The organism is Pantoea sp. Acro-807, from assembly GCF_011752675.1.
In the GTDB taxonomy this organism is placed as follows: domain Bacteria; phylum Pseudomonadota; class Gammaproteobacteria; order Enterobacterales; family Enterobacteriaceae; genus Pantoea; species Pantoea eucrina.
In genome coordinates this window covers 102909-116100 of the sequence record NZ_VWXE01000004.1, presented here as the reverse complement: position 1 = coordinate 116100, position 13192 = coordinate 102909, and the positions used below count along the sequence as shown (strand labels likewise).

8 protein-coding genes are annotated in these 13192 nt (G+C 57.9%); 5 read left to right on the top strand and 3 right to left on the bottom strand.

The genetic code is table 11. From position 1 onward, the window contains the following. The first annotated feature begins 9 nt into the window (after positions 1-9). The 4 genes from F3J39_RS11265 (at position 10) to F3J39_RS11250 (ending at position 7309) form a co-directional block, all read left to right on the top strand. Positions 10-1302 carry a lysine N(6)-hydroxylase/L-ornithine N(5)-oxygenase family protein gene (locus F3J39_RS11265; RefSeq protein ID WP_166714195.1) on the top strand — a complete coding sequence of 431 codons (1293 nt, stop codon included), beginning with the start codon at positions 10-12 and terminating at the stop codon, positions 1300-1302. A gap of 1 nt (position 1303) precedes the next feature. Then, positions 1304-3658, top strand: a complete 2355-nt coding sequence (locus F3J39_RS11260; RefSeq protein ID WP_166714194.1) for a GNAT family N-acetyltransferase — start codon at positions 1304-1306, stop codon at positions 3656-3658. A gap of 85 nt (positions 3659-3743) precedes the next feature. After that, entirely contained in the window at positions 3744-4979 is a 1236-nt protein-coding gene (locus F3J39_RS11255; protein WP_166714193.1) for an MFS transporter, read from the top strand. Positions 4980-5191: 212 nt separating this feature from the next. After that, the gene (locus F3J39_RS11250; RefSeq protein WP_166714192.1) at positions 5192-7309 is read left to right on the top strand and encodes a TonB-dependent siderophore receptor; all 2118 of its coding nucleotides are present in this window, start codon (positions 5192-5194) and stop codon (positions 7307-7309) included. 97 nt (positions 7310-7406) lie between these two features. Here the strand turns inward: F3J39_RS11250 and F3J39_RS11245 are convergent, their stop codons facing one another. From F3J39_RS11245 to F3J39_RS11235, 3 genes are all read right to left on the bottom strand, one after another. Next, positions 7407-9332 carry a methyl-accepting chemotaxis protein gene (locus F3J39_RS11245; protein ID WP_104085644.1) on the bottom strand — a complete coding sequence of 642 codons (1926 nt, stop codon included), beginning with the start codon at positions 9330-9332 and terminating at the stop codon, positions 7407-7409. A gap of 254 nt (positions 9333-9586) precedes the next feature. Next, positions 9587-10981 (bottom strand): Na+/H+ antiporter NhaC family protein, encoded by a 1395-nt coding sequence (locus tag F3J39_RS11240; RefSeq protein WP_040113509.1) that lies wholly within the window; start codon positions 10979-10981, stop codon positions 9587-9589. Continuing rightward, a complete protein-coding gene (locus F3J39_RS11235) occupies positions 10978-12108 on the bottom strand; it encodes a M20 family metallopeptidase (RefSeq protein ID WP_166714191.1) in 1131 nt (376 codons plus the stop codon). The genes F3J39_RS11240 and F3J39_RS11235 overlap by 4 nt, the downstream gene beginning before the upstream one ends. Before the next feature lie 118 nt (positions 12109-12226). Between F3J39_RS11235 and F3J39_RS11230 the strand changes: the two genes are divergently transcribed. Next, a complete protein-coding gene (locus F3J39_RS11230) occupies positions 12227-13153 on the top strand; it encodes a LysR family transcriptional regulator (RefSeq protein ID WP_040113507.1) in 927 nt (308 codons plus the stop codon). The last annotated feature ends 39 nt before the right edge of the window (positions 13154-13192 follow it).

The following is a 13192-nucleotide window of genomic DNA, read 5'->3' as shown; positions in this document are numbered from 1 at the left end:
AACTCTGTTATGAATAACACCGTTTACGATTTTATAGGCATCGGTATCGGCCCGTTCAACCTCGGACTGGCCTGTCTCAGCGAACCGGTAGAGGGACTCAACGGCGTATTCCTCGATCAGAATGCGGGTTTTGACTGGCACACCGGCATGATGCTGGAAAGCGCACACCTGCAGACGCCGTTTATGGCCGACCTGGTGACGCTGGCTGACCCTACCAGTCCTTACAGCCTGCTGAATTACATGAAAGAGAAAGGAAAACTCTACTCATTTTACATCCGGGAAGATTTTTTCCTGATGCGTAAAGAGTATAACCAGTATTGCCAGTGGGCCTGCGAGCGCCTCAGTAACCTGCGCTGGAACCGTCACGTTGAGTATGTAAGTTATGATGCGGAGCAGGCGGTTTACCGCGTTCAGGCGGTTAACCGACAGAGCGGCGCGACCGAAGAGTGGCTGACGCGCCACCTGATCCTCGGCACCGGTCCGGTGGCCTGGCTGCCGGAGTGCAGTCAGCCGCATCGTCAGCGTATTACGCACTCCAGCGACTACCTGAAAAACAAAGCAGAGCTGCAGAAGAAGCGCTCTGTCACCGTGCTGGGCAGCGGTCAGAGCGCAGCTGAAATTTACTATGACCTGCTCAGCGATATCGACCGGTTTGACTATCAGCTGAACTGGATCACCCGTGCGCCGCGCTTCTATCCGCTGGAATACACCAAGCTGACGCTGGAGATGACCTCGCCGGAGTGGGTTGACTATTTTCATGCGCTGCCGCCGGCGAAGCGCGACCGGCTGAATGCAAACCATAAGAATCTTTATAAAGGTATCAACAGCAGCCTGATCAACGATATTTATGATCTGATGTACGTCAAACAGCTCGACGGCCCGCTTGACGTCAATCTCTTCACGCACTCAGCGCTGACCGATCTGCGCTGGCTGCCGACAGGGGAGTTTGAACTCTCGCTCTGGCAGCAGGAACAGGAGTGCGCCTTTACCCGTCGTACCGAAGGGCTGGTGATGGCGACCGGCTATCACTACCGGCCGCCGATGTTTATCGAAGGCATCAGTCAGCGGCTGCGCTGGGATGAGCAGGGGCGCTACGATGTGCAGCGTAATTACAGCATCGATCATCACAATCAAATCTTTGTGCAAAACGCAGAGCTGCATACGCACGGTTTTGTGACACCGGATCTCGGTATGGCCTGCTACCGCAACTCCGTTATTTTGCGCGAAATTACCGGGCGCGAAATTTATCCGGTAGAGCGGCAGATCGCGTTTCAGACTTTCCCGGCACAGACGGAGCGCTGACATGAGCACAGAGATGATTTACAGCGTTAAGCGACCGGCAGGCACGTTTAGCCTGCGCCCGATGCAGGCCGCCGATGCCGCACTGATCCACAGCTGGGTAACGCGCGATTACGCTCGTTTCTGGGGCATGCAGAACGATACCCTGGAGCAGGTCGCTGCCTTTTATCACGGGCTGACCGCTAATAATCCGCACGCCGCCCTGATTGGTTGCTGTGAAGGGCAGCCGGTGTTTCTGATGGAGTGCTATCGCGCCAGCGAGGATGAAATTGGACGGTTCTATCCGGCCGCGCCCGATGACTACGGGATGCATATTCTGATTGCGCCCGCCAGCACGCCTATTCCGCAGTTCAGCTGGCAGGTCTTTACCGTAGCCATGGGGTACCTGTTCAGTCTGCCGCAGGTCGGACGCGTGGTAGTGGAACCTGACGTACGCAATGAGAAAATTCACCGGCTGAATAAACGGGCCGGCTTTCGCTATCAGCACACGCTCGATCTCGGGCATAAAACCGCCTGGCTGGCCTTTTGCCAGCGGGAAGATTATCAACAGGCTCTGGAGCAGGATATTTTGACCATGAACACCCCCTCTGCGCTGCTGACAGGATCCCACCTCACGGGCGATAACTGGGCACAGGCAAACCGGATGCTGATCCGCAAAGCGATAAGCGAGTTCGCCCACGAAAAGCTGGTTACGCCCGCTGAAAACGGCGACGGCTGCTATACGCTGGCCGTACCGGGCGGCGAAGCAACTTATCAGTTCCGCGCAGAACGTCTGGCGCTGGACCACTGGAATATTGACGCCGCGTCACTGCAGAAGCAGGAAAATGGTCGTCCGCTGACGCTGGATGCGCTGCAGTTTATCGTGGAGTTTAATCAGCAAATCGGCATTCCGCAGGCGCTGCTGGCGACCTATATGGAAGAGATCAGCAGCACGCTCAGCAGCAGCGTCTATAAGCTGCAGAAGCAGAACCCGGATGCGCAGGCCCTGGTGCACGCTGATTTTCAGACCACTGAAGCGGCAATGACCGAGGGGCATCCCTGTTTTGTCGCCAATAACGGTCGCATTGGTTTTGACGCCCGCGATTATCTCGCTTTTGCGCCTGAGGCCGCCGCCCCGGTACAGCTCATCTGGGTTGCGGTACATCAGCGCAACGCCCACTTTTCCAGTCTGGGTACGCTGAGTTATGAGCAGCTGATGCGTGATGAGCTGGGCGCAGAGACCCTGGCCCGGTTTACAGAACAGCTCAGCGCGCGCGGGCTGAATGCGGATGAGTATATCCTGATGCCGGTGCATCCGTGGCAGTGGCAAAACAAACTGCTGACAGTATTCGCGGCTGATATTGCGCATCAGGATATTGTCTGGCTCGGCGAGGGCGACGATCGCTATCAGGCGCAGCAATCAATCCGCACCTTCTTTAACCGCAGTCAGCCCGCGAAGCGCTACGTTAAAACCGCGCTGTCGGTGCTTAATATGGGCTTTATGCGCGGCCTCTCACCCTATTACATGGCGACCACGCCCGCTATTAATGAGTGGCTGGAACAGCTGGTCAGCAATGATGCATGGCTGCAGCGCTGTGATTTCCGTATTTTGCGGGAAGTTGCGGCGGTAGGCTATCACAACCGTTACTACGAGCAGGCCATCAGCGGCGATTCCGCCTATAAAAAGATGTTTGCTGCGCTGTGGCGGGATAATCCTGCAGCCCGCCTGCAGCCGGGTCAGCGCCTGATGACGATGGCCGCATTCCTGCATGTTGATCACCACCAGCAGGCGCTGCTGCCGGCGCTGATCGCCGACTCTGGCCTGCCGGCAAAAGAGTGGGTGGCACGGTATCTGAACTGCTATCTCAGCCCGCTGCTGCACTGCTTCTACCAGCACGATTTAGTGTTTATGCCCCACGGCGAGAACCTGATTATGCTGCTGGAAAACAATGTGCCGGTCAGCGCCTATATGAAAGATATAGGCGAAGAGATTGCCGTTATGGATCCGGACGCGCAGCTGCCGGAAAAAGTAAGCCGGCTGGCGGTGGATGTGCCGGACGATCTCAAGTTACTGTCGATTTTTACCGACGTATTCGACTGCATTTTCCGCTTTATCAGCGCCATTCTGCACCAATCCGGTACGCTGTCGCAGGATCAGTTCTGGCAGGCGGTGGCGCAGTGCGTAAAAGAGTATCAGCAGGCGCATCCGCAGCTGGCGGCTAAATTTGCACGCTTTGATATGTTTGCCCCGACGTTTACCCGCTCCTGCCTTAACCGGCTGCAGCTGGCGAATAACCAGCAAATGATCAACCTCACCGACCCGGCGGAGAATCTAAAATTTGCCGGTACGCTGGATAATCCGATTGCCCGCTGGCGCTGATAAGGCGTTCGCTGGCTGACATTTGTGACGCGGTCGCTCCGGCAACCGCGTTTTTTTATCATTCTGCAACGGGTAAGGATCGGTAATGGCCCTGTATGAACCGGTGTCGCAGCTTACGCGCCGCCGCATAATTTTTCCGCTCTCGCTGGTACTGTTTGAATTCGCCACCTATATCGCGCATGACATGATCCAGCCCGGTATGCTGCTGGTCACTGACGAGTTTGGTGCCGGGCCTGAGTGGGTCTCCGCCTCACTGACCGCCTATCTGATCGGCGGTATGATGCTGCAGTGGCTGCTGGGGCCGCTTTCCGATCGCATCGGGCGGCGTCCGGTGCTGCTCAGCGGCGTCGCCTTTTTTATGCTGACCTGCATTGCCACCCACTGGGTGCAGAGCATTGAGCAGTTCGTACTGCTGCGCTTTCTGCAGGGAGTCAGCCTTTGCTTCATCGGCTCTGTAGGCTATGCCGCTATCCAGGAGGCGTTCAGTGAAGCGCTGAGCGTGAAGATTATGGCGCTGATGGCAAATGTCGCGCTGCTGGCTCCGCTGGCCGGACCGCTGGCCGGGGCCGCTTTTCTGACCGTCAGCGACTGGCGCACCCTGTTCTGGCTTTTCGGCGGCGTGACGGCGCTGGCTCTGCTGGGCCTGTGGTGCACTATGCCGGAAACCGCAGGAGATCGTACGCGATCGATCTCACCCGGCGCGCTAGGCAGGGGTTACTGGCAGCTGCTGCGCGATCGTCAGGTTATGCGCGGCTCGCTGGCAATCGGCCTGGTAACCATTCCCTGCCTCGCCTGGGTAGCGCTGTCGCCGGTTATTCTGATGCATGATGCCGGCCTGAGCCGTATGGAGTATGCGCTGCTGCAGCTGCCGGTTTTTCTGGCGATGATTGCCGGTAACCTGGCGCTGGGTCGCCTCAGCAGCCGGCTGCCGATCCAGCGTCCGCTGCAGCTGGGAGCCTGGCCGGTGATAGCGGGTCTTGCGCTGGCGGCGATAGCGACCGTGGCCGATCGGCACAGCTATCTGTGGCTGACCGCCGGGCTGAGCCTGTATGGTTTTGGCACCGGACTGGTTAATGCCGGACTCTATCGTATGACGCTCTTTTCCAGCCAGGCGGGCAAGGGCAGCGTGGCAGCGATGGTGGGTATGGTAACAATTCTGATTTTCGCACTCGGCATAGAAGCGGCAAAATACGCCTATTTCAGCTTTTACAGTACCGGCTTTAGCCTGATTAATCTGGCCTGCGGATTGCTCTGGCTGGGTCTGATCCGCGCATTTCTGCGTGAAAACCGGCGGCGGCAGCCCGCGCTGCAGCAGGCCTGACACATTTATCTAAAGCGAGCTGCGGCTCGCTTTTCAGCTATTTCTCGCTTTTCAACTGGTTTCCGGCGGAAAATTTTACTGCGGACACATCTTGAAATGTCGCACCCAAAAAGATAATAATTCTCATTAATATTAGCATTACCATTGCCTCTGGCATCCATCGGCTCTCCGGCTGCATCGGAGAGAACTGCGTGTTTTTAAGGGAATTAACCATGCGAGTGCCTTTTACTCTGAAGCGTTCTGTTCTGTTCTGCTCCGTCGCATTATCCGCATCACCGCTGCTGTATGCAGCTGAAACTCTGGTTGTTACCGCTCAGCCGGCTGAAACGGCTACTACTCCCACCACAGGCTATACGGCGAAAACCAGCCAGGGCGCGACCAAAACCGATCGCCCGCTGATCACCACCGGTCAGGCTGTTTCAGTGGTGACACGTCAGCAGATGGAAGATCAGGGTGCGATGAGCGTGAATCAGGCGCTGAATTATACCGCGGGCGCCTTTACAAACTTCGCCGGTGCGGCGTCGCGTTACGATACAGTATCACTGCGCGGTTTTCACGGTGGCGATGTCGACAACGTCTTCCTGGATGGCCTGCGACTGATGAGCGATCCCGGCAGCTATAACGTGCTGCAGGTTGATCCCTGGTTCCTTGAGCGTATCGATGTGATTAAAGGTCCTTCATCTGCGCTTTATGGTCAGACAGTACCGGGCGGGCTGGTGATGGAGACGTCAAAACGTCCGCAATTCCGGCAGGAAGGGCATTTCCGTCTCTCGGCGGGTAACAACAACACCCGCTCAGCCGCGTTTGACTACACCGATGCGCTGAACGATCAGCTGGCGTTCCGCCTTACCGGTATTACCCGCAACAGCGATACGCAGTACGATCACACGCGGGAAGAGAAATATGCGATTTCGCCCTCGCTGCTCTGGCAGCCGTCGGAAGATACCTCGCTGCTGCTGCGCGCCTATCTGCAGAAAGATCCGTCAGGCGGCTACCACAGCGCGGTACCGGGTGAGGGCAGCATCACCGAACACAACGGCTATAAGCTGAGCAATGGTTTCTACGACGGTCAGAGTTCACTCGACCAGTTTAAACGCCGCGAGCAGATCTACAGCGCCGAGTTTGCCCACCGCTTTAATGACACCTGGGCCTTCCGCTCTAATGCCAGCTACTCCCACTCAAACGTCGATCTCGATCAGGTGTATCAAATCGGCTGGACTGGGAACAATTCAGATCTGCTGAACCGCTACTACTCCGGCTCGCGTTCATCGCTGAAAGCGTACGCGATCGATAATCAGCTGGAAGCAGATTTCGCCACTGGCGCAGTAGACCATAAAGTGGTGCTGGGCGCGGAATACCATCAGTATAAAAACGACCTGCATGACGCAAGCGGCAACGCCAGTCAGCTGAATGCGCGGACCGGGGCCTCCGTGGGTGCCAACGACGTGTATACCTTCGAGCGCTCGCAGCGCTACTACTATCAGACCGGCGTCTACCTGCAGGATGAGATGGTCTGGGATAAGTGGCATCTTGACCTGTCGGGCCGCTATGACCGCATTGTGTCGCAGACTGAGAACTACGATCAGGCGACCAAAAACCGGCGTCAGGATGACCACGTGGGCGGTCGTGCCGCGCTGCTTTATGCGTTTGACAACGGTGTCTCACCTTATGTGAGTTACAGCCAGGCTATTACGCCGCAGTCGCTCTCGGGCCAGAACGGCAACCTGCTGAAACCCACTACCGCAGAGCAGTATGAAGCGGGCGTGAAATATCAGCCGCCGGGGACCTCCGATCTCTACACCGCAGCGGTGTACGATCTTACGCAGAAAGATGTCGGCAACCGTATTGTGCAGGGTTCTTATTTTGTGCCTGCCGGTAAAGTGCATTCACAGGGGCTGGAGCTGGAGGCGCATACCCAGCTGACGCCGCGTCTCAGCACCATCGCTAACTACACGCTCAGCCACGTGCGTTATAAAGATTCAGTGGATGGCAACGATGGCCACACGCCTTATGTCACCCCCAACTCTATGGCTTCGCTCTGGAGCAAATATCAGTTTGACTACGGTCTGAGCGTGGGCGCCGGCGTGCGTTACATCGGCAAACAGTGGGCTGATAATGAAAATACCCGCCGCCTGCCTTCAGCTACTCTGTTTGACGCGTCGGTCCGCGCCGATCTCGGCGCCTGGAACAGCCAGCTGAAAGGGGCTTATGTACAGGTTAATGCCAATAACCTCACCGACCGGGAATATGTCGCCGCCTGCTACGGCACGGGCTACTGCTACTGGGGCGCTGAGCGCTCAATTGTTGCGACCGTGGGTTACGATTTCTGATCGGATAATAGGTGGCCGGCGTACAGCCTGACGCCGGCAAACATACAGCCCGTAAGCTGGTTTATCCGCTTACGGGCTTTTTTCTGGTCGGCGCAGGTTAAAAGCTTTCCCAGCTGGCGTCCGCTGTGGACACAGGCCGGGGTTTAGCCGGCGACGGCGTCAGCACGGGCTTCGGAGCAACCCGGGCGGCATTTTCCTGTTCCGCGGAAAGACGGAAGATGGCCACGGTTTTCTCCAGTTCAATCGCCTGCGACTCCAGCGAGCTTGCTGCGGCAGAAGACTCCTCAACGAGAGCCGCATTCTGCTGGGTGGTGGTATCCATCTCCGACATCGCCTGCGCAATCTGCGAGATGCCCCGGTTCTGTTCATCAGAGGCGGCGGCAATCTCACCCATAATGTCGCGCACCTGCGTCACCGACTGCACAATATCATTCATTGTCGTACCGGCACGATCCACCAGCGCTGAGCCGTCGCTGACGCGATCCAGTGATTCGCGGATCAGCGTCTCAATCTCTTTTGCCGCCACAGAGCTGCGCTGCGCCAGGTTTCTGACTTCGCCCGCTACCACGGCAAAACCGCGTCCCTGTTCTCCGGCCCGCGCCGCTTCAACCGCTGCGTTCAGCGCCAGGATATTGGTCTGGAACGAGATACTGTTGATGACATTGATGATTTCACCAATTTTACCGGAGCTCTGACTGATACCGCTCATGGTAGCGATCACGTCGCGAACAATCTCGCCGCCGCGGCCAGCATTGCCGGAGGCGTCGGCCGCCAGCTGGCTGGCGTGATGCGCATTCTCAGCGTTCTGCTTCACCGTAGAGGTCAGCTGTTCCATACTCGCGGCGGTCTGCACCACGGCAGCACTCTGCTGCTCGGTGCGGGAAGAGAGATCGGTATTGCCGGCGGCAATCTCTGCGGAGGCGCGCGCCACGCTGCTGACGCCGCTGCGCACGTTAGCGATAATCGTCTGCAGGCTATGGTTCATGCTGTCAACCGCCTGCATCAGCTCTCCCAGCTCATCGCCACGGGTGGTTTTCAGCGACGTGGTCAGATCGCCTGCGGCAATGCGCTGCGCCGCGCTGAGCGTTTCACGCAGCGGGTGCGTAATGCTGCGCGTAATGCGCCAGGCAATCAGCAGGCTCAGCACCACGCAGATCGCGGCAGCGATAGCGATGCGCCACTCAGCGCCTTTGATAAACGAAGCAGAAAGCTGCGACTGATAGCTGAACATATCTGCCACGCCCGCATTCAGCCGCTCCGCCGCGCCCGTCAGGATGATGGATTCACTTTTCTCGCTGTTAAAAGCGTTCAGGTAGGGCGCCAGGGCGGGGCGCTGCTGATTGACCGCGGCCAGCACGGCCTGCGTTGCGGTAGTGATATCCCCCTGATTAAAACTGTCGAGCAGTTCGGTCAGGGTGGTGATGGTGATAAATTTATCCGCTATGGCGTCTCTGCTGGTTTCGCCGGGATTTTTCAGGAAGTTCTCTTCAATATTAGCGGTATCGTAGAGGGTCGCCGTAAGCTGCATAACCGGCGGCGCGGTCTCTGGCGTCAGGCCGCGATTCAGCGACTCCAGCTGATGTGCCAGCTTAATCAGCGCGGCAGGCGTAATTGCACTGAAGGCCGTGGTGGTTTCTTTAGCGGCGGCAATAAATTTTTCGCGCTGATCCTGATAGCTGTGCATCAGTTCACCCAGCTGGTTCACTTTCTGCAGCCCCTCTGCGTTCCAGCTAAAGCTTTCCAGACGCTGATAAAGCGCGGTAAATTCTTTCAGCGCCTCAACGTTCCGCACGGCAAACTGCTCATCTTTCGTGTACTGATACAGAGTGCGATTCAGCCGTGCTTTACTGAGCGTATTCACCATCTCAACCGTCACGGTGCGCCGGGCTGAGTTATCTTTAATGCTGCGAAAACAATCAAATGCGATAACAGTGATTGCCAGTGAGGCGGCTATCACAATAATAAAACCGGCTCCCAGTTTCTTTCCGATTTTAATATTTGAGAGGGAGTGAGCAAGGCCCATAAAATTCACCTTTAGTGAGATAATGAAATGCAGGTCAGAGGGAGGCGGAACGCGTGCTCTGCCGTCAATTTACTATCGTCACGGCTCACAGAAGCTTGATATCTATTTTTAACGTTCGTCTTTTTATAAATAAATAAATGATGATCCAGAACAATATGGCGTCGGGGAAAACAGGATCGCGCTAAATAAGCGGATCCCCGCCACCGGATACGGCAGCGCCTGGTATCAGGCGGCGCTGCCTGAAAAGCGTCGGGTCAGAACGGCCCCCAGTTGATAGCGACCCCTGTCAGCAGCATCACCACACAGATCACAAACCAGATTGCGATGACCGGGGCAACAAAGCGCAGCCACTGACCGAATGAAACGCCTGCCGTGGCGAGCACCGCCATCAGCACGCCGGACGTCGGGCTCATACAGTTGACGATCCCTTCACCCAGCAGTACCGACTGCACCATCACCTGGCGCGTCAGGCCAAGGTTATCGCCCAGCGGTGAGAAAATAGGGATCAGAAGCGCCGATTCTCCCGAGCCGGATGAGATACCAAAGTGGATCAGCGCGGCGCTGATAAACATGCCGATCGTTGCCAGCCAGGCGGGCACCGGCTCCAGCAGATCGGAAAGAAACCCGACGATCGGGTCGAGGACATTGCCCTGCTGCAGCACCAGTGAAATGGCAGCGGCCATCCCCACGATAAACGCCCCTTTGACCAGCGTGGCGCAGCCTGCCAGGAAGGTGTTGGCAATGTCCGATCCTGAGAGACGGCCCATCAGTCCGACGATAATAGTCAGCAGAATAAACATCGCTGACATCTCACGGGTGCCCCAGTGATAGCGCACCGTACCGGCAATAAAGAGCAGCAGCGCCAGCGCCGTGGTCGCCAGAATCAGCTTATGTCGTCCGGTTACCGGAGCAATACTCTCCGCAGCGGCAGACATAGCGGGCCGGCACTCACCGTTTTTACGCGCACGGCGCACGGCGTGGATCAGATAAAGCGCGGCGCTGACCACAAACAGCAGGCAGGTCAGGGCGCGCAGCAGCATGCCGGAGAACAGCGGCAGCTGCGCCAGATGCTGCGTCAGCCCGGTGGTGGCCGGATTCAGGATCGCGACGTTATATCCGGCGGCGCAGGTCAGATAGACCAGCGAGGCCCCAAGCATAGGGGAGAGTCCGAGTGAGCGCCCCACCAGCAGTCCGATCGGCACAAAGGCGACCACCGCATTGACGACCACGCCGGTGGTGCCGAGCAGCGAGAAAATCACGGCGAAAATAATGATTATGCGCGTATCACTCAGCGTGCTGCTGCGCGACAGCGCCTGCAGAGCCGTCGCTATCGCCCCGGTTTTCTCGATTACCGCCAGTACGCCTCCGGTAAACAGGATCAGAAAGATAATGGGGGCCTGTTTAACCATGCCCGCAGCGATCGCCATAAAGATCTCCAGCGGGAGCACACCGCTCTGCGGCACCGCATGCAGACTCTCTTTGACGGCAAACTTAATGCCGTCGCGCGTCTCATAATCGTAGACGCCCGCCGGTATAATCCAGGTCGCCACGGCGGCCAGCGCCAGAATAATAAACAGCAGCAGGTAGGGGCTGAGGCCCTCCCGCTGGCGCACAGCCCTGTCCGGTTTTTCCAGCGATATCTGTGTCATGGCGTCTCTCCGCTCAGCAGGCCAGCCAGCAGCGCCGTACGCTGCACCACCTCCGCAACAATAATATGCTCATGCCGCGCGTGAATACCGGCACCGGTGGCGCCCAGCCCATCCAGCGTGGGCAGCCCGAGTGCGGCGGTAAAGTTGCCGTCGCTGCCGCCGCCCACGGAGGCGCCTTCCAGCGTCAGGCCCAGTTGACGACCGATGTGCGCCGCGCGGGCAAACAGTGCGCGTGATGCCGCGCTCTGGCGCATGGGCGGGCGCCCCTGTTCACCGCTGATATGCAGGGTCACGCGCGGGTCATGCGGCTGGAGCTGCATAATTGCCGCGTGCAGGCGGGCCGCCTCCTCTTCAGAGGTGACGCGCGTATCCACTTCCAGACGCGCGCGATCCGCCACCACGTTCGCCCGGCTGCCGCCGCTGGCAACGCCGACGTTGACCGTAGTGCCACGTTCGGGCGCGTTGAGCGCGTGCAGCGCCAGAATCTGCTGCGCCATCTCCTGCACCGCGCTGACACCTTCTTCCGGATTGTTGCCGGCGTGCGCCGCCAGGCCGGTCAGCGTAAGGTCATAGCGGCCGGTGCCTTTGCGGGCGACCTTCAGCGCGCCGCTGCCCGCTACCGCTGGCTCGACAACAAATACCTGGGCGGAGCCCCGGGCGTGGGTTTCAATCCACTGCTGCGAACCGGGGCTGCCCAGCTCCTCATCACTGTTGCAGAGAAACACCACATTTTGCCAGCCTGGCAGATCAAGCTGCTGCAGTGCGCGTACTGCCCAGATCGCCTGCACCAGACCCGCTTTCATATCGAGAATGCCGGGGCCGTACAGGCGTCCCTCTTCTTCACGCAGCGTAAGCTCGCCTTTATTCCAGACGGTATCGAAATGGCCAATAATGGTGCTCTGCGGCGTTTGTCCGCCCAGCGAAAATTTCAGGTTATTACCATAGTGCTGCTGCGGTGTTATTTCCGCACGCACGTTAAGACGCTGCTGAAATAGCTGCTGCAGCACTTCACCGCAGGCGTCAACGGCAGATTTGTCATCAGAGGGAGATTCAGCCGCCACCAGCGTTTTTATGTCCGCCAGAATATCTGCGGCATGCTGTTCCAGATAAAGAGTAATCGCTTTCATTTTATAGTTTTCCTGTCTGTCGGGTTTGCACAGGCAGTATGCGCAGAAAAAACACGGTAGAAAAATAAGCTGCGCTGGCTATTATTGTTGCTCTCAGATCAACAGATAAGCGGAAAGTATGACATTATCCAGCTATCCCGAAAAATCGATAAGCTACCTGTATGAAGTCGGAATGCACGGCGGGATCCGCCGCGCTGCAGATGCGCTGGGCGTCAATGCTTCCGCCATCAGCCGCCAGCTGGCGCAGCTGGAGCGCGCGCTGCAACTGCCGCTGCTGGAACGACGCGGCAGAAATGTGGTCCTGACCGATGCGGGTAAACTGCTGGCAGAGGATTATGCGCTGACCAGTCAGCGCCGCCGTCAGCTGGAGCGGCAGCTGCAGGATATGCGCCATATGCGCGGCGGCAGCGTTACGCTGCGCGTGGGCCAGGGGATGGCAGACGAAGTGATCCGTCACGTTATTGCCGAGTTCTCTCAGGCTTACCCGGCGGTTTTTGTGAATATTCAGTCGGGAGATATGCAGACCACGCTGACGCTGCTGGCAAAAGGTGAGGTGGATATGGCGGTGAGTTTTGGCCCCTCCGGCCCGCCCGGACTCCGCTGTAACAGCTTCAGGCGCGGTCCGATCTGTGCGGTCGTGCCCCCCTCACATCCGCTGGCCGCGCTGGATAAAGTTACGCTGTCACAGCTGGCTGAGCACCGGCTCATCGGCATGGATGAGCAGTTTGGTCTCCAGCGCTATCTGAATGCCATGTTCAGGAGTGAAGGACTCATCTTTACGCCCGCCTGTAGCTGTAACCTGTTTACCAGCGCCGTTTCTCTGGCGCTGGCCGGGCAGGGCGTGGCGTTTATGACGCCGCAGACGCTGAGAAGCATTCACGATTGCGATCGGCTGGTCGCGATACCGCTCGATCACCGCATTGCGCGCGAGAGTCAGTGTCAGCTGCTGCACAGCGCCGATCACCGCATGACGCCCGCTGCGCACTATCTCTGGCGACTGCTCAACAGCTATTTTGCGCGCTCCGCTAACGGATTACCGGCATAAAAAAAGCCGGACAGTGTCCGGCTCGGGATTCAGGGCTGG

What these genes read in the sequence shown, in the direction of transcription:
- F3J39_RS11265 (WP_166714195.1), top strand. Translation starts at nt 10, where the DNA reads ATGAATAACACCGTTTACGATTTTATAGGCATCGGTATCGGCCCGTTC.
- F3J39_RS11260 (WP_166714194.1), top strand. Translation starts at nt 1,304, where the DNA reads ATGAGCACAGAGATGATTTACAGCGTTAAGCGACCGGCAGGCACGTTT.
- F3J39_RS11255 (WP_166714193.1), top strand. Translation starts at nt 3,744, where the DNA reads ATGGCCCTGTATGAACCGGTGTCGCAGCTTACGCGCCGCCGCATAATT.
- F3J39_RS11250 (WP_166714192.1), top strand. Translation starts at nt 5,192, where the DNA reads ATGCGAGTGCCTTTTACTCTGAAGCGTTCTGTTCTGTTCTGCTCCGTC.
- F3J39_RS11245 (WP_104085644.1), bottom strand. Translation starts at nt 9,332, where the DNA reads ATGGGCCTTGCTCACTCCCTCTCAAATATTAAAATCGGAAAGAAACTG.
- F3J39_RS11240 (WP_040113509.1), bottom strand. Translation starts at nt 10,981, where the DNA reads ATGACACAGATATCGCTGGAAAAACCGGACAGGGCTGTGCGCCAGCGG.
- F3J39_RS11235 (WP_166714191.1), bottom strand. Translation starts at nt 12,108, where the DNA reads ATGAAAGCGATTACTCTTTATCTGGAACAGCATGCCGCAGATATTCTG.
- F3J39_RS11230 (WP_040113507.1), top strand. Translation starts at nt 12,227, where the DNA reads ATGACATTATCCAGCTATCCCGAAAAATCGATAAGCTACCTGTATGAA.